The 23,503-nt window shown below is 69.5% G+C and carries 16 protein-coding genes and 1 pseudogene; 10 read left to right on the forward strand and 7 right to left on the reverse strand.

Annotated elements, in window-relative coordinates; genetic code table 11:
• Nucleotides 1-4: 4 nt before the first annotated feature.
• The 5 genes from ACFU5V_RS39410 to ACFU5V_RS39430 all read right to left on the reverse strand — a co-directional run bounded on the left by ACFU5V_RS39410 (nt 5) and on the right by ACFU5V_RS39430 (nt 6,876).
• Entirely contained in the window at nt 5-1,372 is a 1,368-nt protein-coding gene (locus ACFU5V_RS39410) for a bifunctional lysylphosphatidylglycerol flippase/synthetase MprF (protein ID WP_378706406.1), read from the reverse strand.
• A 91-nt stretch (nt 1,373-1,463) separates the two neighbouring features.
• Complete coding sequence (locus ACFU5V_RS39415; RefSeq protein WP_378684834.1) at nt 1,464-1,802, reverse strand: 4Fe-4S dicluster domain-containing protein; 339 nt, start codon at nt 1,800-1,802, stop codon at nt 1,464-1,466.
• Entirely contained in the window at nt 1,799-3,394 is a 1,596-nt protein-coding gene (locus ACFU5V_RS39420) for an FAD-dependent oxidoreductase (protein ID WP_378706408.1), read from the reverse strand. Before ACFU5V_RS39420 ends, ACFU5V_RS39415 begins: the two co-directional genes overlap by 4 nt.
• Before the next feature lie 142 nt (nt 3,395-3,536).
• Nucleotides 3,537-3,965, reverse strand: coding sequence for a pyridoxamine 5'-phosphate oxidase family protein (locus tag ACFU5V_RS39425; protein ID WP_378432512.1), 429 nt, complete (start codon nt 3,963-3,965; stop codon nt 3,537-3,539).
• Nucleotide 3,966: 1 nt separating this feature from the next.
• Nucleotides 3,967-6,876 (reverse strand): FAD-binding and (Fe-S)-binding domain-containing protein, encoded by a 2,910-nt coding sequence (locus ACFU5V_RS39430; RefSeq protein ID WP_378706410.1) that lies wholly within the window; start codon nt 6,874-6,876, stop codon nt 3,967-3,969.
• A gap of 121 nt (nt 6,877-6,997) precedes the next feature.
• Here ACFU5V_RS39430 and ACFU5V_RS39435 point away from each other — a divergent pair, with 121 nt between their 5' ends.
• A complete protein-coding gene (locus ACFU5V_RS39435; protein WP_378706412.1) occupies nt 6,998-7,675 on the forward strand; it encodes a DUF998 domain-containing protein in 678 nt (225 codons plus the stop codon).
• A gap of 32 nt (nt 7,676-7,707) precedes the next feature.
• Nucleotides 7,708-8,409, forward strand: a pseudogene (locus ACFU5V_RS39440) (DUF427 domain-containing protein); the annotation flags it as partial.
• On the opposite strand, the gene ACFU5V_RS39445 reads toward ACFU5V_RS39440, so the two are convergent.
• Entirely contained in the window at nt 8,406-9,701 is a 1,296-nt protein-coding gene (locus tag ACFU5V_RS39445; RefSeq protein WP_378706414.1) for an NtaA/DmoA family FMN-dependent monooxygenase, read from the reverse strand. The pseudogene ACFU5V_RS39440 and the gene ACFU5V_RS39445 sit on opposite strands and share 4 nt — an antisense overlap.
• Before the next feature lie 92 nt (nt 9,702-9,793).
• Here ACFU5V_RS39445 and ACFU5V_RS39450 point away from each other — a divergent pair, with 92 nt between their 5' ends.
• The 3 genes from ACFU5V_RS39450 (at nt 9,794) to ACFU5V_RS39460 (ending at nt 12,629) form a co-directional block, all read left to right on the forward strand.
• Nucleotides 9,794-11,305 carry an ATP-dependent DNA ligase gene (locus tag ACFU5V_RS39450; protein ID WP_378706416.1) on the forward strand — a complete coding sequence of 504 codons (1,512 nt, stop codon included), beginning with the start codon at nt 9,794-9,796 and terminating at the stop codon, nt 11,303-11,305.
• A 79-nt stretch (nt 11,306-11,384) separates the two neighbouring features.
• Nucleotides 11,385-11,873: a hypothetical protein gene (locus tag ACFU5V_RS39455; protein WP_378432521.1), complete on the forward strand. Its 489-nt coding sequence runs from the start codon at nt 11,385-11,387 to the stop codon at nt 11,871-11,873.
• 24 nt (nt 11,874-11,897) lie between these two features.
• The gene (locus tag ACFU5V_RS39460) at nt 11,898-12,629 is read left to right on the forward strand and encodes an SDR family oxidoreductase (RefSeq protein ID WP_378706418.1); all 732 of its coding nucleotides are present in this window, start codon (nt 11,898-11,900) and stop codon (nt 12,627-12,629) included.
• Here the strand turns inward: ACFU5V_RS39460 and mddA are convergent, their stop codons facing one another.
• Complete coding sequence (gene mddA / locus ACFU5V_RS39465) at nt 12,630-13,412, reverse strand: methanethiol S-methyltransferase (protein ID WP_378706420.1); 783 nt, start codon at nt 13,410-13,412, stop codon at nt 12,630-12,632. It lies immediately after the preceding gene.
• Between the two features lie 134 nt (nt 13,413-13,546).
• Between mddA and ACFU5V_RS39470 the strand changes: the two genes are divergently transcribed.
• The 5 genes from ACFU5V_RS39470 to ACFU5V_RS39490 all read left to right on the forward strand — a co-directional run bounded on the left by ACFU5V_RS39470 (nt 13,547) and on the right by ACFU5V_RS39490 (nt 23,494).
• Nucleotides 13,547-16,759 carry an SNF2-related protein gene (locus tag ACFU5V_RS39470; protein ID WP_378706422.1) on the forward strand — a complete coding sequence of 1,071 codons (3,213 nt, stop codon included), beginning with the start codon at nt 13,547-13,549 and terminating at the stop codon, nt 16,757-16,759.
• A 162-nt stretch (nt 16,760-16,921) separates the two neighbouring features.
• Complete coding sequence (locus tag ACFU5V_RS39475) at nt 16,922-18,418, forward strand: DUF3375 domain-containing protein (protein WP_378706424.1); 1,497 nt, start codon at nt 16,922-16,924, stop codon at nt 18,416-18,418.
• Nucleotides 18,415-19,020, forward strand: a complete 606-nt coding sequence (locus tag ACFU5V_RS39480) for a DUF4194 domain-containing protein (protein ID WP_378706426.1) — start codon at nt 18,415-18,417, stop codon at nt 19,018-19,020. Before ACFU5V_RS39475 ends, ACFU5V_RS39480 begins: the two co-directional genes overlap by 4 nt.
• Nucleotides 19,017-22,304, forward strand: coding sequence for an ATP-binding protein (locus ACFU5V_RS39485; protein WP_378706428.1), 3,288 nt, complete (start codon nt 19,017-19,019; stop codon nt 22,302-22,304). The genes ACFU5V_RS39480 and ACFU5V_RS39485 overlap by 4 nt, the downstream gene beginning before the upstream one ends.
• Complete coding sequence (locus ACFU5V_RS39490) at nt 22,301-23,494, forward strand: DUF3322 domain-containing protein (protein ID WP_378706430.1); 1,194 nt, start codon at nt 22,301-22,303, stop codon at nt 23,492-23,494. Before ACFU5V_RS39485 ends, ACFU5V_RS39490 begins: the two co-directional genes overlap by 4 nt.
• Nucleotides 23,495-23,503: the final 9 nt, after the last annotated feature.

Genomic DNA, 23,503 nt, shown 5'->3' on the forward strand with positions numbered 1-23,503 from the left:
AGCGTCAGTCCCGTTCCCGGTGCGACACGAATTCGAACGTCAGGCACGCGAACGCCACCGGCAGCAGGTAGCGGAAGCGCAGGAGCACGTAGCGCCGGTTCCCCGTCGCATGGAACTTGCCGAGGTAGCGGTACAGCGACTCCAGCGCGATCAGCGCGTCGCCCAGGTGCAGGACCCGGCGGAAGAGCCGGGCGCCGGCACCGGGTGCGTCGGGGTCGAGGAGTTCGGGAAACGCCGCGAACGACAGCGAGACGTAGCGTGCACCGGTCCGCTCGGCGTACCGGATGACGTCGACGGTCATGCGTTCGTCGGTGCCGTTCGGTGCGCCGTCACCGCGCCACGGAACGTCGAGGCTCAGCTCGCGGGCGGAATCGGCGGTGCCGTACCGCTGGAACCCGACAGCGCGACCGGTGCCGTCGCGGGCGACCACCAGAAGAACACCGGGGAGCGTGCCGTCCAGCAGGTGGTCGAGGATCATCGAGAACCCGCGGCGCTGATGTCCGGCTCGGGCGTCGTCGACGATGTCGGTGAGTTCGCGGCGTGTCGGTTCGTCGAGCGCGGCTTCGGGGACGATCTCGGTGGTGAGCCCGGCGTTGCGGGTGCGCTGCACCGCCTGCCGGAGGTTGCGGAACTGCCGGCCGTGCAGGGTGAAGGATCCGACGTCGATCACCACGTCGCGGCCGATCGGGACCGCCGTCAGCGGCTTTCGGGTGCCGCCGCCGATCTCCCACAGCCGCGTGACCCGCTCCCCCGCGCCGAGTACCGCGACGCGCCACCCGCGTTCGGCCGCGAACTCGTCGAACTCGTCCAGGAGCGCCGCGAACTCGAGCGGGTCTCCGATGGGATCGCCGGAGACGACGGCGATCCCGGACCGGGCCCGGTAGGCGATCGCCGCGGTGCCGGACGCGTTGAAGTAGTACGACTTCGCCGAATTGAGGGCGAACGGCGACAACGGGTCGCCGCTGGTCTGCTGGATCAACGTGAAGACGCGGGCCCGGTCCTCGGGCTGCGGCACACTGCGCACCGGAAGCATCAGGACGGGTCCGGTGGCCACGAGGAGCAGGAACCCCGGGGTCGAATGTGCGCTCGAATACGCCACATCCGCGGCCGCCACCATCAGCACCGCCGCAGCCGCATGCGTGACGGTGACGGGCCGTCGCAGGTGCAGTCCCCGGGCCACGAGCAGGACGGCGATTCCGGCCGCCACCATCCACGTGCGGACGGGACCCGACCGTCCCGCCATCCACATGAGCACGAACCCGACCACGACCGTCGCGCCGACGAGCGCCATCCGCGCCGCGGGCGATTCGGGCCGGTAGACCCGCAGCCCGGGAACGGTCGCCGGTGTCGATTTCGAATTCTGCACGCGCACCCCTGCACCCGGAAACGACTGCTTCCGTACCTCCAATCTAGCGGCTCCGCCACCCGTGAGTGGGTAAGGAGTCCCTGGACTCGTTACCCACTCACGGGCGGAGCCTGGGCGGCGGCGCACCGTGCGGCAGGGACGGCCCGACCGCGGTGAGCGAGCCGGCGGCGCGCCCCTTGCCCCAGCCGAGTTTCTCGCGGTACCGGCCGATGTGGTCCTCCGGGATGCGCTGCCCGTCGACGAGCGGGGTGGACTGCGGGTCGACGTACAGCGCGTCCACCGGGCAGTACGCCTCGCACATGAAGCACGTCTGGCAGTCCGATTGCCGCGCGATCACAGGGATCCCGGTGTCGGTGCGGTCGAACACGTTGGTGGGGCACGCGTCGACGCATTTGTCGCAGCCGATGCACGCCTCGGCCAGCAGCACCTCGATCACGAGGCCACCCGCAACAGCCCGTCGTGCACCGCGGCGGTCGAGGTCCAGACGTCGTCGAGCCCGCCCGTGAGGATGTGGTGGTGCTGGGTGGGGTCGAGGTCGGGATAGTCGGCGCGCTTGCTCATTCCGCGGGTTTCGGTCCGGGCCAGCGTCGAGTGGTACATCCACCGGCCCACCGCGGTGATCGCGGCGGCCTGCCGGGCACGGACCCGCTCGTCGCCGGAGTCGCCGCCGAGGCCGGCGGACAGTGCCGTCCACAGCGACTCCAGTTCGCCGAGCGCACCCTGCACGCGCGCCCCGTCCCGCAGGTAGTTCTTCTCGTACGGGATGAGTTCGGCCTGCGCGGCCGCGACGACGTCGGACGCCTCCAGCCGCGGCCGCCCCGCCGGACGCAGCCCGGCCCGGCCGGCGGGACGCAGTTCGCCCGCCGCGACCCGACGTTCGGTTCGCGCGAACCGCGCGGCCCCGGTCCCGGCCCAGCTGCCGGACGACATCGCCCACGCCGAGTTGTGGCTGCCGCCGCCGGTGAAGCCGCCGCAGATCCGTTCCCGGGTGGCGGCATCCCCGGCCGCGAACAGTCCGGGCACCGAGGTGGCGCAGGTGTCGTCGACCACCTCGATGCCACCGGTTCCGCGGACCGTGCCCTCGGCGAGCATGCTGACCTCGAAGCGGTCGGTGAACGGGTCGATCCCGCGGCGGTCGAACTGCAGGAAGAAGTTCGGCTGCCCGAGCCGCATCTGGCGTTGCACCTCGTCGTCGGCGCGGTCGAGCTGGGCGAACACCGGCTCGGACAGCAGCGTTTTCGCGATCACCGACCGCCCCTTGGTGGAGCCGGCACCTTCGAGGACGCGTCCGTCGGCGTGGAAGAACGTGGCGTAGCCGTAGTAGGCGGTCTTGGTGATGGTGGAGTTCGCGGGGACGATCGCGTAGGCGTTGGAGAATTCCATGCCGGAGAACGTGGCACCCACCTCGGCGGCCATCAGCGCGCCGTCGCCGGTATCGACGTTCGTGCCGAGCGCGCGGGACAGGAACGCGCAACCGCCGCTCGCGATCACGACGGCGCCCGCGCTGATCCGGTAGTCGCGGCCGTCGTGGCGCTGGTAGCCCGCCGCGCCGCGCACCCGGCCGTCGGTGTCGACCAGCAGTTCGAGGGCCGGTGAGTGGTCGAGAATCCGGACGCCTGCCTTCTTCACCCACGCGCGCATGCGTCGCATGTATTCGGGCCCTTGCAGTCCGGTGCGGATCTGCCTGCCGGTGTCGGGATCGACGGGGAACGGGTACCGGCCCTCCTCGGCAAGCAGGTTCATGTTCGCGTACGTCTGGTCGAGGACGCGGTCCATCCAGTGGTGGTCGGCGAGGTGACCGCCGAGTGCTTCGCGGCTGGCCTTGGCCTTCGCCCGCGCGGACGGGTCGGGGTCGACGTACCAGACGCCGGTGCCCGAAGGCGCGGTGGCGCCGCTGGTTCCGCAGTACCCCTTGTCGACGAGGACGACGTCCGCCCCGGCTTGGCGTGCGCGCAGCGCCGCCCACGTTCCTGCGGGGCCGCCGCCGATGACGAGGACGTCGGTGCTCAGGTCGAGAAGTTCGGTCATGAAGGGCGCTCCTGTCGAGGCGGAACAACTGCCCTCCGACGCTTCCGCACTTCGGGCGTCCTCGCCATCTTCAGAATCACCGTGAACCGAATCGCCCGTGCGTGGTTAACGAGTCCCTGGACTCGTCAACCACGCACGGGCGCTACGCGCCTTTGCCGTAGTCGACGCTCAGCCAGTGCTCCGGCCGCATGCGGATGACGATCGCGTTGTCGTCATACGCCTGCTCCACGAACGGGTCGACCTCCTCGGCGGGGAGATAGCGGGCGGCGAGCTCGCGGACGATGTCGGCGGTGGGTGCTTCGTCGAACTCCGCCGGACCTTCGACACTGACGTACCGGTACGGCGGCTTCTCGTGCTGGGCGACGAGGCTGAAGCGGCCCGCGTCGCGGATCAGCCGCTCCTTCAGCGAGCCGCGCCCGGTCCAGACGTACGGTTGGCCGCCGGGTTCGTAGCCGTACCAGATGGGCACGGCGAGTGGGGCGCGTCCGTCGCGGTCGACGGCGATCACCCCCACGTGCACGTCGGCGAGGAACTTCTGACGTTCGTCACTGGTCATCGACAACTGCGACATTTCAGTCTCCGCTCTGGTGATCGGGTTTCGACGGTGGTGCGGGGTCGAGCAGTTGGGCGAGGTGTTTCGACGATCGGTTCGGATCGAGTTGCCGCACCTGCATGTGGCAGCTGAACCCGTCCGTCAGTATTTCTGCCTCTTCGGGACTTTCGCGCAGGGCCGGGGCGAGTGCCTGCTCCGCGACCTGCATGCTGAGGTCGTAGTGGTCGGCCTCGAATCCGAAGTTACCAGCGACGCCGCAGCATCCGGTGGCTTCCCGCACGCGCGGCACACCGACAGCCTGCAGCGCCTTCCGCTGGGCCGCCGCGCCGAACACCGCGTATTCGTGGCAGTGCGTCTGCACGGTGACGTCTTCGGGCACCGGCGTGCTCGGGCTCCATCCGGACTCGGCGCGTTCGAGCACCGCACCGGCGAAGCTACGGATGCGGGCCGCGACGCGTCGTGCGGCGTCGGTGTGGACGAGTTCGGGCAGGTCCTTGCGGAATGCGGCGGCGCAGCTCGGTTCGAGGACGACGATGGGCCGGTCGGTGCCGTCGTCGAGGAGTTCGGCGGCCCTGGTGAGGGTCTTGGTGGCCTGTTTCAGCTGTCCGGTGGAGATCCAGGTGAGCCCGCAGCACACGTCGCTGCGGCATTGCGAACTCAGGCCCGCGTCGGCGAGCACCCGCGACGCGGCCCCGACCACCTCGGGGCGGAACCCGCGGGTGAACGTGTCGGCAAGTATCACGACGTCCGCGCCGGCGTCCCGCGACGTCTCGCCGACCTCGCGGCGGATCTGCTTGCGGGACGCGAACTCCGGCATCGACCGGTGCGGGGTGAGACCACCCAGCCTGGCCGCGACCTTCGCGAGCCGGCCGGCGGTGAGCCGATTCACGACGGGCGCCGAGCGTTCCGCGATCTTCAGCCACACCGGCAGCCAGCCGAGGGAGTAGTGCGACAGCGGCCGCACCCGGCCACGGTAGTGGTGGTCGAGGAACTCGGACTTGTACGTGGCCATGTCGACGCCGACGGGGCAGTCGGTGGAGCAGGCCTTGCAGGACAGGCACAGGTCGAGGGATTCCTTGACGTCCTCGGACCGCCAGCCGTCGGCGACGGTCGGCGAGTTGCGGACCATCTCCTGCAGGGCGCGGGCCCGGCCGCGGGTGGAGTCCTTCTCGTCGCCGGTCGCGCGGTAGCTGGGGCACATCACCCCGCCGGTCGACGCTCGGCAGCGGCCCACCCCGATGCAGCCCTGGACGGCATGCACGAACGGTGCGATGGGGACGTCGCTGGTGGGGGTGAGGTCGAAACTGGTCTGCCACGCCCGCGGATTCACGCCGTCGAGGGCGAGGTTGCCGAGCAGCGGTTCGGGCTCGACGATGCTGCCCGGGTTCAGCACGGCCGCCGGGTCCCACAGCCGTTTGAACGTGGCGAACGCCGCCATCATGGTGGGGGTGTACATCATCGGAAGCAGCGCCGACCGGGCGCGGCCGTCGCCGTGCTCCCCGGACATCGATCCGCCGAACCGCACGCAGAGTTCGGCGGCGCGGTGGATGAACCGCGACATCACGTCCCGGCCCTCGTCGGTGCGCTGGTCGAAGTTGATACGGATGTGCATGCAGCCGGCGCCGAAGTGCCCGTACATCACCCCGGTGAGGTCGAATTCGGCGAGCAGCGCCTTGATGTCGACGAGGTAGTCGGCGAGCTGGTCGGGTGCGACGGCGGAATCCTCCCAGCCCGTCCAGGATTCGCCGCCCTCGACGAGCCGGGCGGACAGTCCGGCACCGTCCTCGCGCACCCGCCACAGCGACGCGCGTTCGGCCGGGTCCCCGACGACGCGCGAGTCGACGAGGCGTCCGGCCGCGCGCAGCTTCGACACCAGTTCTGCCCCGCGGAGTTCGACCTCCGCGAGGTCCTCGCCGTCGAGGTCGACGTACAGCCACGCCTGACCGTCGGGCAACCCGACCACGGAGTCGGCGCCGCGGAGATGCCGCATGGTGTCGACGATCGCCGAGTCGATGCCCTCGATGGCGGCGGGTGAATAGTCGAGGATGATCGCGTTGTCGCGGGCCGCGTCCACCAGGTCGTGGTATCCGAGGCACAGCAGCATCGCCGCGGGCGGCACCGGGACCAGCGCGACGGTCGCGGCCACGATCACCGCGCACGTGCCCTCGCTGCCGACCAGGGCGCGGGCGACATCGAAGCCGTTCTCGGGCAACAGGTTCGCCAGGTGAAATCCGGACACCTGGCGTGGGATGCGGCCGAGCTCGAGCCGGAAGTCGCCGAGATGCTCCCGTGTCAGCTCGTCGAGTCCGGCAGCGATCCGGGCGGCCTCGCCCACCGCGGGCGTGTCGTCGGGATCGGTGGCCCGCAGCCCGTCGCGGGTGGCGGTCAGCCGGTGCCCGCTCGCGGTCACCACGTCGAGTGCGACGATGTGGTCGGATGTGCGGCCGTAGCGGACGGAGTGGTTGCCGCAGGCGTCGTTGCCGATGGCGCCGCCGACCGTCGCGCGGGACTTGCTGGACGGGTCGGGTGCGAAGGTGAATGCGCCGTCCGTCGCCAGTTGCACGTCCTTCTGCAGGTCGGTCAGCACGATGCCGGGTTCGACGACGGCGGTGCGGGCGGACGCGTCGACGGTCCGCACCCGGTTCATGTGCCGGGAGAAGTCGAGCACCACTCCCCTGCCGATCGCGTTGCCGGCGAGCGAGGTGCCGCCGCCGCGGCTGGTGACGGGGATGCCGCGGTCGGTGCAGGCCCGCACGATCGCCACCACGTCGGCTGGGGTGTGCGGAAACGCCACGGCCAGCGGCGGCACCCGGTAATTGGAGGCGTCGAAGGAGTATTCGGCGCGCCGGCGCGTTCCGGTGTCGAGGTCGATGCCCAGCTCGGCGAGCTGGGCATGCAGGTCGGCGGCGGGGCGCGTCTGCTCAGCCACGCGCGGCCCTGCCCTCGGAGTCAGCAACCGGAATCGTCGTCAGCGGGGCCATGGCTACATCGTCGAGCCGCCCCCGAAGATTGTCAACAATCCACTCCGTGAGCCGGTACGGTACGGAGGGGTGAGCGTCGCGCGAACGTCTGCACCCGCCCGGCGACAGCTGGCCGTGCGGGTGGGCGGCGCCGCGTGGGTGCTGATCGCGCTGTATTTCGTCGCGGAGGTCGTGACCGCGCGGGCCTGGCCGCGGCCGTACCGGGTGCGGACGAACTCTGTGAGCAATCTGGGTGTCACGGGCTGCGACGGGTCGGCGGCCCAGGTCGCGGCCGTCCGGCTGTGCTCGCCGCTGCACACGGTGATCAACAGCGCGTTCGTGCTGACCGGGGTGCTCATCCTCGTGGGGGCGGTGTGCCTGCGCGGATTCCTCCCGCCCGGCCTCCTCCGACGCGCCGCGCTGGCCCTGTTCGGTATCGCCGCGGTCAGCGCCGCGCTGACGGGTTTCGTCCCGATCGACGTGGACGCCCACCTCCATCAGGTCGTCGCGACCCCGACGTTCGTCGCGCGCAACGCCGCCATGATCATCGTCGCGATCGGGCTGTACGGGCGGTGGCGCCTCTTCGCACTGTGGACCGGTTTCTGTGGACTCGTCGGGATCGTCGGGATGGCGGCGATCCTCCTCCGAGAGGGGCCGTTCGGCATCACCGAACGCCTCGCGCTCTACCCGTTCACGGTGTGGGTCGTGACCGCCGGGTTCAGTGCGCTTCGCGCCCGTGCGTGGTTGACGAGTCCAGAGACTCCTTAACCACGCACGGGGCGCCGAAGGTGCCACCATGGCGCATCCGGGTGTTCTTCGGCGGTCAGCCGGTCGCCGACACCACCCGTTCGGTGTACCTGTTCGAGAAGGGTCACCTGCCCGTCTATTACATTCCCCGCGACGACGTGAACTTCGACGTCCTCGAGCCCGTCGACGCGACCACCACCTGCCCGTGGAAGGGCAAGGCGCGGTACTGGGATCTCGTCGTCGGCGACCGTCGCGCCGAGCAATCGGTGTGGGGTTACGACGAGAAACTCGCGGATTCCCTCGACCTCGGCGCGTACGTCGCGTTCTACTGGCACCGGATGGACGCCTGGTACGAGGAGGATCAGCAGGTGTTCGTCCACGCCCGCGACCCGTACGTCCGGGTGGATGGCCTGCCGTCGTCCCGGCACGTAGAGGTCTTCGTCGGCGACACCCTGGTCGCCGACACGGTCCGTCCGCGTCTGCTGTTCGAGACGTCGCTGCCGGTGCGCTACTACGTTCCCCGCATCGACGTGCGGTCCGAGTTCTTCACCGCCTCCGACACCCGGACGTCCTGCCCGTACAAGGGGACGGCGTCGTATCTGTCGTTCACCGGGACCGACGGCACGGATCCGGTGGAGGACGCAGCCTGGTTCTACCCGTTCACCACCGCGGAGGCGTCGGGCATCGACGACCACGTCTCGTTCTACCCGGACCGTGTGCGGATCGTCGTCGACGGCACCCCGGTGGAGAACTAGCGGGCCGGCAGCGGCGGCAGTTCGAGGTTGTCCCGGAACGTGCCGCCCACGTAGTCGTCGCCGACGATTCCGCGTCGCCGCAGTTCAGGCAGCAACCCGTTGACGACGAAGTCCCGGGTCCGGTCCTCGGCGAGCCCGCTGAGGGAGATGACGTCGAGAACACCGGCGTCGTAGCGTTCCTGGACGGCGTCGGCGAGTTGATCGGGGGTGCCGGCGACCGCCCAGTGCCCGGTGTCCTTGGACGCGATGATCAGCTCGCGCAGCGTCCGCCCGGACGCGGCGAGCCGGCTGAAGATCTCGACCCGGCCGCGGCGGCGGTTCACCGACCCGACGTCGGGCAGCACGTCCGCCGGGATCGGCTTGTCGAGCGGCAGCCCGGACAGGTCGATGTCGCCACCGAACATGTCCTCGAGCCGGATCCGGCCCGCGTCGAGGTCGGTGGCTTCCTCCTGCTCCCGGACGAGCCGCCGCACTTCCACCTCGGACGCGCCGTAGGTGGCGTGGAACGAACTCATGACCAGGGGCAGTCCGTCGGCGCGGCCGAGTTCGGCTGCCCGCGCCCGGATGCTCTTGGTGTAGGTGACGGCGTCCTCGAGGGTGGGCAGCGACGTGAACACCACCTCGGCGAAGCGGGCGCCGAGTTCCACGCCGGCCGCGGATTGGCCGGCCTGGAACTGCACGGGCCGGCGCTGCGGCAGCGGCGGGATGTTGAGCGGGCCCTTCACCGTGAAATAGGTGCCCGCGTGGTCGATCGGCCGCACCCGGTCGGCGTCCAGCCTGGTACCTCCGGCACCGTCGGACGTGAGCGCCCCGGGTTCCCAGCTGTCGAACAGTGCGTTGACCACTTCGAGGGATTCCGTTGCCCGGGCGTACCGCTCCTCGGGGCTGGGGAGGTCGCGGTCGCTGTAGTTCTCCTCACCCAGCGACGACGTCACGGCGTTCCAGGCCGCGCGACCGTTGCTCACGTGGTCGAGGGTGCCGAACAGCCGCGCGAGGTTGTACGGGTGGTGGAACGTGGTGGTTGCCGTCGCGATCAGCCCCACGTGCGAGGTCACGGCGCTCAGCGCGGACAGGAAGATCAGCGGTTCCTGCGCACCGATCGCGCCCTGCGCCCCGAAGCTCAGCAGGTCGGCGGCGAACAACGCGTCGAACTTGTTCGCCTCCGCGATCTTCGCGATCTCGATCGAGGAAGCGACGGTCGACTGCTGAGGGTCGATCGCCGCCGCGTAGGTGCTGACGGCGCCGCTGACTCCCGTCACCGTCTTCAGTGGGCGGCGTCGCGCAGTACTCATTCGCCCAGCCTAGGAACGGCGGGCCGGTCGGCCCAGCGTTCGGATCAGCCGGATTCTGACCGCCCACGACACCGTCCCGCTACCGTCGGGGTGTGCTGTTCTCGCAGATCGTCGCGACGTCCCGGGACGTGGGTGCCACCCGGTCGCGGAAGGTGAAGGTCGGGGCGCTCCGCGAGGTCCTCACCCGGCTGGAGCCGTCCGAGGTGGAACCGGTGGTCGCGTGGCTGTCCGGGGAGCTCCGGCAGGGCCGCATCGGAATCGGCTGGCGGACAGTCGCGGACATTCCGGCGACGCCCGTCGACGTCGGTTCCGTCACGGTGTCCGAGGTCGACGGGACCGTCTCCGCCGTCGCCCAGGTCACCGGTTCCGGGTCGGCGGCACGCAGGCGTGAACTGCTCGCAGACCTGTTCTCCCGCACCACCACCGACGAGCGGGATTTCCTGATCCGGCTGGTCACCGGCGACCTCCGCCAGGGCGCACTCGAGGGCGTGATGACGGACGCGATCGCGGCGGCCACCGATCTGCCCGTCGAACCGGTGCGCCGGGCATTCATGTTGTCGGGACGGCTGCCCGCGACCGCGGTCGCGGCGTTCGGCGGCGGGGTCGACGCGCTCACCGCGTTCCGGCTGGAGGTGGGCCGTCCGGTGCGGCCGATGCTGGCCTCGCCCGCCGAATCCCTCGCCGACGCATGGACCGAACTCGGCGGCGATGTCAGCGTCGAATACAAACTCGACGGCGCGCGGATCCAGGTGCACCGCAACGGCGACGAGGTGCGGATCTTCACCCGCACGCTGCGTGAGATCACGGCCAGTGTGCCGGAACTCGTCGAACTCGTCGCCGGTCTGCCGTGCACGTCGGCGGTGTTCGACGGGGAGACCCTCGCACTCACCGACAGCGGCAGACCCCGGCCGTTCCAGGAGACGATGAGCCGCTTCGGCGCCGAGTCCTCCCGCGACCTGCTGCTGCACCCGTACTTCTTCGACTGCCTGCATCTCGACGGCGTCGACCTGCTGGACGCTCCGCTGGAGCAGCGGTTGGACGCGCTGGAACGGGTCGCGCCGCAACACCGCATCCCCGGACTGATCCGCCCCGACAGCAACGGGGCCGCAACCCATTTCGACGACGCCCTCGCCGCCGGGCACGAGGGTGTGATGGTCAAGTCGCTCACCGCCCCGTACGCGGCGGGACGACGCGGCCGGGCCTGGCAGAAGGTGAAACCGGAGCACACCCTCGACCTGGTGGTGCTCGGCGCGGAGTGGGGATACGGGCGGCGCACCGGATACCTGTCCAATCTGCACCTCGGGGCGCGCGACCCGGACGGCGGCGCACCGATCATGGTGGGCAAGACGTTCAAGGGCCTCACCGACGCGCTGCTGCAGTGGCAGACGGACGAATTCCCCCGCCACGAACGCCACCGCGACGACCACACCGTGTATCTGCACCCGGACCTCGTCGTGGAGATCGAACTCGACGGCGTCCAGGTCAGTTCCCGCTACCCCGGCGGGCTCGCCCTGCGGTTCGCGCGCGTGCTGCGGTATCGCCCCGACAAGGCGGCCGCGGACGCCGACACCATCGACGCCGTCCGCGCCCTGCTGCCGGGGTGAGCGCTCGTCCTGCGTGGCGCCCGCCGGGGCGGTAGCCTCCCCGGCACAACAAGTCGCCGTGCCGCGAGGGGGTCGACCAGTGACATTCGTTTCCCGCTTCGTGCCGTCGTGTGTCGCCCCGGTGGTCGAGGACGCGTACCGGAGGGCGGCAGAGGCCGCGGAGGGTCCCGTCCGCGTCGCCGTGTGCACCGTCACCGTGCCGATCGAGGTCGGAAAGACGTCGTTCCGCATCCTCCGGCTCACCGAGGAACTGCTCGAAGAGGTCGTGTTCCTGCTGCGGACGATGCGTCCGGTGGTGGAGGCGGTGAGCACGGGCAGGCAGTCCGACAATGTCGACACGATGTTCCGGACGCTCGAGCAGATCCAGCAGTCGGCGGACGCGATCGCCCGCACGCCGATCGGGGTGGTCCGGAGCGTCTTCTCACCGGCCCGTCCGGCGCCCCAGCAGGTCGACCGTCATCCCACCGTCATCGACGCCGAGCCGCCGACACCTCCCGGTCTCGCGGTCCGGATCGCATCGATCACGGTGACGGCGCCGAGCATCACGTTCGGCAGGCCCCCGCGCTGACCGCGCCCACCCGGATACGCTCGTATGGTGAGCGAACACATCCTCGTCACCGGTGGATCGCGCGGCATCGGCGCCGCCGTCGTGCGCCTGGCCGTCCATCGCGGCTATCAGGTGACGTTCACCTATCAGAACGACGACGAGGCCGCCGACCACCTCGTGCACCAGTGCGGCATCCGCGCCACCGCCGTGCGTGCCGATGTGCGCGACGCCGCACTGGCCGCGGCGGTGGTGGGTGCGGCCGACGACCGCGGGCAACTGGTCGCGGTGGTCAACAACGCCGGGACCACCGGCCCGCTCGGCCAATTCCTCACCACCGCCGACGCGTCGCTGCGGGAGGTGTTCGACGTCAACGTGTTCGGGACGATCAACTACGCCCGCGCGGCGGCCGAGCACTGGGTTCGGGAGGGACGACCCGGCGTGATCGTCAACCTCAGTTCGGTCGCGGCGGGAACCGGGGCACCCGGCGAATACGTCGGCTACGCGGCCTCGAAGGCGGCCGTCGACAGTCTCACGACGGGGCTCGGGCGGGAACTGGCGGCCGCGAACATCCGGGTCGTCGGCGTCGCTCCCGGCACCACCGACACCGACATCCACGCGGCCGCGGGCGACGCGGGGCGACCCGACCGCATTGCCGGTCGGATCCCCCTCGGCCGGGTCGCGACACCCGAGGAGATCGCCGAGGCGGTGCTGTGGGCCCTGTCCCACCAGGCGTCCTACGTCACCGCCACCACCATCGCCGTCGCCGGCGGTCTGTGACTACCGCGGCTGTGCGCCGCACCTCGGGACGAGCATCGGCACCCGCGCGCGGTAGGTGCGGTAGTCGTCGCCGAACGTGTCGATCAGGTCGTGTTCCTCGAACCGCACCGCGACCAGGATGAAACCGGTGGTCCCGACGGCGAACAGCAGCCGGCCCCAGGTCATGGTCGGCGCCACCCAGAACGCGATGATGAAACCGGCGTACAGCGGGTGCCGGACCACCCGGTACAGCAGGGGTGTCCGAAAGTTGCTGGGCAGAGCCGACTTCCCGCTCTGATTTCGCAGCACCTGGCGCACCCCGAACAGATCGAAGTGGTCGATGGCGAACGTCGCGGCCAGCACGAGGGCCCATCCGCCGAGCGACACTGCGAAGATCACGACACGGACCCAGCTCGTCTCCACGTGCCAGATCTGGTCGGGCAGCGGACGCCACTGCCACATCAGCAGCGCCAAAGCGGCCGTGGCGAACAGGACGTACGTCGAGCGCTCCATCGGTTCCGGGACGATCTTCGTCCAGCGCTTCTTGAACCAGGGCCTGGCCATCACCGAATGCTGCACGGCGAACACCATGAGTAGCGCCACGTCGACGACCACGGCCACCGCGACGGGAGCGGCGTGACCGTCGTTGATCGTGTGGGGCACGACGAGGCCCTCGACCCATCCCATCGCGTAGAGAAACACGACCAGGAACGTGACGTACACGACCGTTCCGTACACGGTGATCAGTGTTCTGGCGACGCCGCCGGTGCGGTGTTTCTGCGGTGCTTCGACCATCTCGGCCATGATGTTCTCTCCGATCCATGGGGTTCCCCCGACGCACCGAAGTCTGCGACCACACGACGGGCGCGACCAGTAACCCTGGGGTGAGGGTCACCGCACCCCAGGGACCTGTCGGAGCGGTTGACTACGCTGTCGGCATGCTGCCTGGGGAGTTCCGCGACATCGACGTGGCGTCGATCAAGGCGGTCCTCGGAACCACCACGTACACCCGCGGCGAGCAGTACGCCCGCGACCACGCGGTCATCGAGATGTCGTGGGATCCGGCGGCCAAGGAGCTGTGGGGCGAGGTGGTGGGCACGGCGAGGGAGCCGTACTCGGCATCGGCCTTCGTTGCGCCCGTTCCCGGCCGCACGGTGTACCGGTACGGAATCTGCACGTGTCCGGTCGGGATGAACTGCAAGCACATCGCGGCCCTGCTGATCACGGCGATCCGTGAGGCGACGTCGGAGGCGCAGGCGCCTGTCTCAGCCTCCTGGGACGGATCGCTGAGCTCGCTGCTCACCCCGGCCGATCCGTTCGGCGATTCCGGCCGCCGGTCGCCGCTCGCCGTCCAGTTCCGGGTCCAGGCGCCGGCCGGGGACTCGGCACCTCAACTGCTCGTGAAGCCGGTCCAGCCCGGTTCGAAGGGCTGGATCGTCGGCGGGCTGGCGTGGAACAAGCTGGGTAGCCACTTCCAGCATCCCGCCGAGCAGATCCGTGTGCTGCACGAGATCCATCTGCTGGCCGGCGGGGGCATGAACTACCGCCGGCAGAACCACACCGACCTCGACCTCAGTGTCTTTCCGAGCCGCCAGCTGTGGTCGCTGCTCGACGAGGCGGCCAGGGTGGGTGTCGAGCTCCTGCACTCCTCGAAGCGCCTGGGCGCACTCGCCCCCTACCGCTCGGCCGAGATCTGCCTCGACGTCACCCGGAACCACGACCTCGACGCGCTGGTCGTGCAAGCGGTGATCGTCGTCGACGGCGAGCGGGTCGACCCGTCGGCCGTGGGCTTCATCGGGCTCCGCGCGCACGGCCTGTTCTACGTCGACGCGGACGACCGCATCCACCTCGCCCGGCTCGACTCCGTAGTGCCCGGCCCCTTGCAGGATCTGGTGCGCCGCCGCACCCGCATCGAGGTTCCCGATTCCGAGGAGTCCCGGTTCCTGACGGACTTCTTGCCGAAGTTGCGCAATCTGGCCACGGTCATCTCCTCGGACGGCTCGTTCGTCCCACCCGAGATCTCGGCACCCACCCTGACGCTGCGGGCCACGTATCTGCCCGACCACGAGGTCACCGTCGACTGGGAATGGTTGTACACCGTCGGGGACGACGAGCACCGCACGCCGCTCACGGCCACGTCCGGTGACGACTACCGCGACGACACCCGCGAACAGGCCCTGCTCGACGCACTCGACATCGACTGGAGCAAATACGGATTGGGGCCGGAGAGCCCCGAATCGACGCTGCTGCGCGGACTCGACACGATGCGGTTCACCACCGAGGTCCTGCCCCTGCTCGACGGCAACACCGGGGTGTCCATCGACGTCTCCGGCGACCGCGCCGACTACCGCGAGGCCGGCGATTCGCTCGCCATCGGGGTCTCCACCGCGGCGTCCACCGGCAGCACCGACTGGTTCGACCTCGGGGTCACGCTCACCGTGGAGGGCCGGGACGTGCCGTTCGACCAGGTCTTCTCCGCGCTCAGCGCGGGAAAGTCCGAACTGCTGCTGCCCGACGGCGCCTACTTCTCCCTCGACAAACCCGAACTCCACACGCTGCGGAAGCTGATCGACGAGGCCCGCGCCCTCCACGACCGCGCCGACGGGTCGCTGCGGCTCAGCCGGTTCCAGGCGAGCCTGTGGGAAGAGTTCGCGGCCCTCGGCACCGTCGAGCGCCAGGCGAAGGCGTGGCGGCAGCAGGTGGACGGCCTGCTGGCCCCGGGCACCGTCCATCAGGTCGACGTCCCGGGCACGCTCGACGCGCAGTTGCGCCCGTATCAGCTGGAGGGGTTCCGCTGGCTGACGTTCCTCTGGGAGCATGGGCTCGGCGGCATCCTCGCCGACGACATGGGGCTCGGCAAGACCCTGCAGGCGCTGGCGCTGATCTGCCATGCGCGGCGGTCGAATCCGGCCGCGCCGCCGTTCCTCATCGTGGCCCCCACCAGTGTCGTGTCGAACTGGGAGTCCGAGTCGGCGCGCTTCGCCCCCGGCGCGGAGGTCGTCGCGATCGCCGATACCCTGAAACGACGCAAGGTTCCGCTGGACGAACTGGTGCAGGGCGCCGACATCGTGGTCACGTCGTACACCCTGTTCCGTTTGGAGTTCGAGGCGTACGCGGGATGTGCGTGGTCGGGGCTGATCCTCGACGAGGCGCAGTTCACCAAGAACCACAAGTCGAAGATCTACCAGTGCGCCCGCCGGCTGGAGGCCCCGTTCAAGCTGGCGATCACCGGCACGCCGATGGAGAACAACCTGATGGAGTTGTGGGCGCTGCTCTCCATCACCGCCCCGGGCTTGTTCCCGAATCCGGCCCGGTTCACCGACTACTACCGCAGGCCGATCGAGCAGCAGGGCGACGCCGAACTCCTCGCCCAACTGCGCCGCCGCGTCAAACCGCTGATGTTGCGCCGCACCAAAGAGCAAGTGGTGAAGGATCTTCCGGCCAAGCAGGAGCAGGTGCTCGACGTCGACCTGCACGCGAAGCACCGCACGATCTACGACACCCACCTGCAGCGTGAGCGGCAGAAGATCCTCGGCCTGCTCGCCGACGTCGACAAGAACCGCTTCACGATCCTGCAGTCGCTCACCTTGTTGCGACAGCTGAGTCTCGACGCCGGACTGGTCGACGACGAGTACCGGGACGTCCCGTCCGCCAAGGTGGACGCGCTGCTCGAACAGCTCGCCGACGTCGTCGCCGGGGGCCACCGGGCGCTGGTGTTCAGCCAGTTCACCGGGTTCCTCGGAAAGGTCCGCGACCGCCTCGACGACGCGGGCATCGCGCACGCCTACCTCGACGGGGGCACCCGGCGCCGCGGCGACGTACTCCGCGATTTCAAGGAGGGCGACGCCCCCGTGTTCCTGATCAGCCTCAAGGCCGGCGGCTTCGGGCTGAACCTCACCGAGGCCGACTACTGCTTCATCCTCGACCCGTGGTGGAACCCGGCCACCGAGGCGCAGGCCGTCGACCGCGCGCACCGCATCGGGCAGACCCGCAACGTGATGGTGTACCGGCTGATCGCGAAGGACACCATCGAAGACAAGGTGATGGCGCTGAAGGAGAAGAAGTCGGCACTGTTCGCGAGCGTCATGGACGCCGACACCCTGCTCAGCTCCACCCTCGACGCCGACGACATCCGAAGCCTGTTCGAGTGAGGAGTGCGAGTTGAGTGGCGATGCCCGGCAGCAGCGTGCGCCCCGTCCCGACATCGAGGGTGCGGAATCCTTGGTGTTCGCCGGAATCGAGTTCGCGTACGGACCCTGGCCGATCTGACCGGCGACCGCGAACGCATCACCGGCTGAACCGAGAGGAGTCCGATGTCCATCACCGCCGACGTCCATCGGCTTCTTCGCCTGCGCCAGGACCACGCCGCGTGGACGCTGCTGCGGGCCGACAGGGCGCCGGCGATTCTGGCGCTACTGGGCCGGCACTTCGATCGCGGGACCCGCCGCCTCCCGGCTCCGGAACTGTTCGCCCGCTTGGACTCCGACCTTCAGACGATGCGCGACGAGGGCCTCGACTTCCCGCGCACCGGTCAGGCGTACTGCACCGAGTGGGTGCGGTCCGGTTATCTGCTCCGCCGGGCGGCGGCCGGAACCCGTGAAGAGACTCTGGAACCGACCGAGGGCGCGTTCGCCGCGATGGCGTTCGTCGCGAATTTCACCAGTCAGGCGAGTTCGGCCACCGAATCCCGCCTGACCACGCTCTCCACCCAGTTGCAGGCTCTGGCCCGGGATTCCGATCCCCGCACGGAAACTCGCCTCACCGCGCTGCTGACCGAACGGGCGGCGATCGATCAGCAGATCGCGGCGGTGGAGTCGGGGGTCTTCCCGGTCCTCGACGGTGATCGTGCCGTCGAGCGTTCCGCGGAGATTCTCGCGCTGGCCTCGGAGGTCCCCGCGGACTTCGCCCGGGTCCGCGCCGAACTCGAGGAACTCAACCGTGACCTGCGGGCGCGCATCCTCGACGACGACGGTGACCGCGGCGACACCCTGGGAGATGTGTTCCGCGGCGTCGACCTGATCGGGGACTCCGATGCCGGTCGCAGCTTCACCGCGTTCTACGACATGATTCTCGATCCGGCCCGGTCGTCGCAGATCGACGAGTGGATCGACGCGGTGCTGCAACGGCCGTTCGCCGCGATGCTGACCACCGATCAGAGATTGCGGTTCCGGACGTTGCTGACGGAGATGGAAACGGCCGGCTCCGAGGTGCATTCGACGATGACCTCACTGTCCCGGTCGCTGCGTCACTTCGTCCAGTCTCGTCACTACGAGGAACACCGCCGGCTGCAGCGGTTGCTGCGCACCGCACAGCAGAGTGCCGTCGCCGTGGCCAAACGTCGTAGGCCCTACGACCTGCTCGACCTCGACCTGGTACGGGTGGGTATGACCATCGAATCGGTCGCAGCTCTTCGCCTGCACAATCCCGCCGACAACCTCGTCACCGAACCGGTGCTCACCAACGACGCCGGCACCGTCGATCTCGACGAACTCCGAAGGCTCGTCCGAGAATCCGAGATCGATATGGACGAATTGTCCGACAACGTCGCGGCCACGCTGCGGGAGCACGGTCGCGCCACGATCGGTGACGTCCTGCGCGACTACCCGGCCACTCAGGGACTCGCGAGCGCGGTGGGATTGATGGTCCTTGCCACCCACCACGGGCACGCGATCGACGGCACCGAGGACATTCAGTGGGTGTCGGGGACCGGCGTCGCACGCCGGGCGACGATTCGACGTCGCCTGTTCGATCCGGCCGCCGACGAGTTCACCACCCGGCCGGCATTCGAACCCACGGGGAGCCCGACATGACCGACGAGCCGACGACCCGCGGCCTGTACCCCGGAGACACCGGCGAACTGGATGTGGAGACGCGGCGCGCCTTCGTGCAGCTGCTCAAGGGCCCGCTCGTCACCGCGGCCAAGCATCCCGAGGTGTGGCGCGCGGTGATCCGGGACGAGCGCCGCCTCCGGTCCCGGCTGTCCGACGTGTTTCTCGTTCTCGTCATCGACGACGAGAACGAGCTGGCGTTCACCCGCCCCGCCGAAACCGGCGACGCCAGTACTCCCACGGTGCTGCGCACCGAGCGTCTGACCTTCATGGACACGGTCATGCTGCTCGCGTTGCGCCAGCGTCTGCTGCGCGCGCAACCGGGTGAACGGGTGATCGTCGATCTCGACGAACTGCGCGAACAGCTCGAGATGTATCGCGCGGCGAGCGACACCGACCCCGCCGGCTACGCGAAACGCATCAACGCGTCGTGGAAGAAACTCGACAAGTATTCGCTGCTCACGAAGACCTCGACCGACGATCGGATGGAGGTGTCCCCGGTGTTGCGGCAGCTGTTCGACGCCGAACAGGTCGCTCTCGTCGAGGCGGAGTTCCGGCGGATTCTGGAGGAGGGCACACCGTGATCCATCCCGGTCAACGCCGTCTCGCGCGCGTGCAGGTCGTCAACTGGGGGACGTTGCACGGCCACCACGATCTCGCGGTGGCCCGCAAGGGTTTCCTGATCACCGGCAATTCCGGCTCCGGCAAGTCCACGCTCATCGATGCCATCTCGGCGGTGCTGGTCCCGGGCAATCAGTTGCGGTTCAACGCGGCCGCGCAGGAGGCCACGAACTCGGGACGCAACTTCGTCACGTACATCCGGGGTGCGTGGCGCAGGGAGGCGGGCGCGGACACGGAGGGGCTGGTCGCCTCGTACCTGCGGACCGGCGCGACGTGGAGCGGCATCGCTCTCACCTACCGCGTGGGCACCGACGATCCGCCGATCACCCTCGTAAAGCTCATGCATCTCGGGCGGGGGCAGAACGCGGCCGGCGATGTCAGCCACCTCCATCTCATTCTCGATCACGAACTGGACCTGACGGATTTCAGCGCGTTCATGGCCCGCGGTATCGACACGCGGGGAATCCGTAAGCGGTGGCCGGAGGCGGCGGTCAACCCGACGTACGCGCCGTTCGCCCGCAGTTTCCGTTCCCGTCTGGGCATCTCGACGGAAGGCGCGCAGCGACTGCTGCACCGCACGCTGTCCGCGAAAAGCCTCGGCAGCCTCGACCAGTTGTTCCGCGACTACATGCTCGACACCCCGGGCACGTTCGCGATGGCCGAGCGCGCGGTCAACCAGTTCCACGATCTGCAGGAGGCCCACCGCGTCGTCGTCGACGCACGGCTTCAGGTCGAGATGCTCGCACCGCTCGTCGACCTGGCCGACACGCGGCGACGCGGCCTTCAGGCCCTGCGGGACACGGAGGAGGAGAACGCGCATCTCGGGGCGGTTCACGCCGAGATGACGCTGTCGCTGCTGTGCAGTGATCGCACCGAACGCCGCGCCCTGACTCCCCTGCTGGAGTCGGGCGCGGCCGAGGCCACGGCAGCGGCCGAACGCGCCCGCCAGGAAACCCTCGATCTGACCGTGAAACTCGAGGGCATCGGGGGCGGCCGGCTGGCCACCCTCCACGCGCAGCGCGACGCAGAACTGAAGACGTTGGCGCGGGTGCGTGCCAGGCGGGATCTGATCGCCGAGGCGGTGTCGGCCTGGGAGGGAACCGTTCCCGGCACCGCCGAAGAGTTCGCACGGTTGCGCGGGCAACTCGAGGATCAGTTGCGGCAGGCGTCCACCACCCACGAGGAGCGGTTCGGTGACCGCTATCCCCTCGCCGAACAGCGCGGCACCGCGCAGAAGGAGCGAGCGGAGCTCATCACCGATCGGGAGATCATCGCCCGAAGACGCTCCAACGTCGATCCGGGACTGCTGCGCGCCCGGGAGTCGATCTGTTCCGCCGCGGGCGTCCCCGATGACACCGTGCCGTTCGCCGGCGAGCTGATCGCGGTCCGGGACGAGCACTCCGAGTGGACCGGCCCCATCGAGCGGGTCCTCGGCGGCCTCGGGCGCACCCTTCTCGTCCCGGAAGAGGTGTATCCGGCGGTCGCGGCGGCCGTCGACGCCACCCACCTCGGCGCGCGGCTCGTGTATCGCCGGGTGCGGGTCGGGGCCACGGCGACGACGGTGCCGAAGACCGGGGCGCTGTCGCTGGTGCGCCGAGTGGAGGTCTCGGACGGTCCGCTCGCCCCGTGGATCCACCACCATCTCGCGGACCGCTACGACTACGCATGTGTCGACACCGCGGCCGGCTTCGCGGATCACGCCCGCGCCGTGACACGCGCCGGTCAGGTCAAGCACTCCGCGGAGCGGCACGAGAAGGATGACCGCAGCCGCATCGACGACCGGCGGCGGTGGGTTCTCGGATTCGACAACGAAGCCAAACTCGAGGACATTCGCCGTCGAATCGCGGATCTCGACGGCACGATCGCGGGCGTCACGAGCCGACTCGACGCGCTGGACCGTGAGGATCAGCGGATCGCCCGGCAGAATCGCGCAGCACAGACAATCCTCGACGCGCAGTGGGCGGATGTCGACGTCACCGCGGCGCAGTCCGCCGTTGATGCGGTGGACGGACGCCTCGACTCCTGGCGGCAGGACAACCCGGAGCATTCCGCGATGTCGGCTGACCTCGAGCTCGCGAAGAAGGCGGAGAACGAGGCCGACGCGGCCCGGCGTCAGGCGGACACAGCGTTGACAGTGCACCGGACGGCGCTCACGGAACTCGAGGCGAGGATCGCGCGGGCCGAACTCGACGCGGGCGAGACGGCTCCCGATGCGGTGGCCGCCCGGATCAAGGCGCGGTTCCAGAAGTTCGCGCGCCGCGTCACGTCGGACAATATCGACAGGGCGCTGTTCGAGGTCGGCCAGGGCATCGGCAAGGACCGGGGTGAGGCGCAGAACGCGGTGTCTAACGCCGGCGCGTCGATCGTCCGGATCCTGTCGCAGTACCTGGCGCGGTGGGAGTCCCGCGGCGGTGAGTTGAGGGTCGACGCCGAATACGTCGACGACGCCCTGGCGATTCTCCAACGGCTGCGCTCCGACGGTCTCCCCCGGTACGAAGATCGGTTCTTCCAGCTGCTGCACGACCAGTCACACCGCAACATCGGCGAACTCGCTCGCACGATCCGCAAGGCGCCGGCGGAGATCCGTTCCCGGATCGACCCGGTGAACGACTCATTGCGCCGCTCCGAGTTCGACACCGACCGGTGGTTGCGCATCGATGTCCGCGAGCGACGTTCGCCGGCGGCGGCCGACTTGCTGGACGACCTGACCCGGATCACGAGCGGTGGTTGGGACGTCGAGCAGCGCCCCGCGGCCGAGGAGCGATTCGAGCGGATGGCGGCGGTGCTGGAGCGTCTGGCCTCGAAAGAGCCCGCGGATCAGCGCTGGCAGCGGCAGGTCCTGGACACTCGCCTGCACGTGGGATTCATCGGCGTCGAGATCGATGGCGCCGGGGAGGCTCGCAACTACCACGATTCGAGCTCCGGGCTGTCAGGCGGTCAGGCGCAGAAACTCGTGTTCTTCTGTCTGGCAGCGGCATTGCGGTATCAGCTCGCACCCGACGGTGCAGACCTTCCCCGTTACGGCACTGTCATCCTGGACGAGGCGTTCGACCGCGCCGACTCCGCCTACACACGCCGGGCGTTGGACGTTTTCGCGCAGTTCGGTTTCCACATGGTGCTGGCGACGCCGCTGAAGTTACTCGGCACACTCGAGGAGTACATCGGCGGTGCGGTGACCGTGAGTATCCGCGACCGGATGCACACCGAACTCAGCCTCATCGAGTTCGACGATGTGGGTAGTGCATGAGCACACGATGCGTTCTGCCGCCCGCAGCCGCTGCGAAGGCACTGGCCGCCTACAACAGTCGCCGACGACGCTGGCTGGCCGACTCCGTTTTCGCCGATCAGGATTCGCTGACGGTGGCGCTGCATCCGCCGTCCGAGCAGCAGATTGCCGAGGACCCCGACACGGTCGTCGCGTGGGTACGCACCTGGCGCGGCTACGCCGGCGACGGCCGGGTGGAGTGGGCGACGCGGCGTTGGCCGAGCTTCGGCACCCAGGAGGTGCCGGTGCGGTTGACGCTGGCCGGGGCCGGCCGGATCGCGTCCGCGGGTGGCCGCGGATCCGAATGGCGCGCCCTGGTGATGCGCCGTGACACACTCGTCGACCGGCTCGGCCCCGGCACCCCCGCGTTGTCGGCCGCGGTTGCCGCGACCGCGGCGAAGTGGCTCGACCTGGACGACGACGACTTCGGCAGGCTCACAACCATCGCGCGGTGGTTGAGCGAACACCCGGACTCCGGGTATTTCATTCGTCAGCTTCCCGTTCCGGGGGTCGACACGAAATGGCTCGCGCGTCACCGCGGTCTGGTGGAAACACTGCTCGAGGGCGTCCGCGGCAGCCGCGACCTCGGCATCCGAAGCCTTCCCCACCTGCGCGACCTCGCATTGTGCGATCCCGGTCTTCTGGCAGGCAGTCCGCGACGCTTCGCCACGTCGCTGGGGGAACTCGGCGCGTTGCCGCTGAACCCGGCGCGCGTCCTCATTCTCGAGAACAAGGAGGGCCTGTACGCGCTCCCGCCACTGGCAGACACCGTGGCGGTGCACGGCAGCGGCTACACGGTCCACGAACTGGCCGAAGTCCCGTGGGTGGCGGACTCGGAAGTCTGGTACTGGGGCGACCTCGACAGTCACGGGTTCGCCATCCTCGACCGCCTGCGCCGGCGCCTTCCGCACGTGCGGAGTCTGCTGATGGATCAGGCCACCCTGGATCGGTGGCGGGGACTCGCGGTCCGGGAGCAGTCACCGACGTTCAACGACGTGTCCCACCTGACCGGGTCCGAAGCCGCCGCCCTGGGGTCATTGCGCGAGGGTGATCTCCGACTGGAGCAGGAGCGGATCCCCTGGCCGTACGTGCTCGAGCAACTGAACGCCGCCTTCGGTCGGGACCTGTCATCGCCGTCCTCCGGCTGCGACGCCCGTCCGGGCAGCAAGTAATGTCCGATC

The sequence above is a fragment of the Rhodococcus sp. NPDC057529 genome (genome assembly GCF_042802055.1).
In the GTDB taxonomy this organism is placed as follows: domain Bacteria; phylum Actinomycetota; class Actinomycetes; order Mycobacteriales; family Mycobacteriaceae; genus Rhodococcus_F.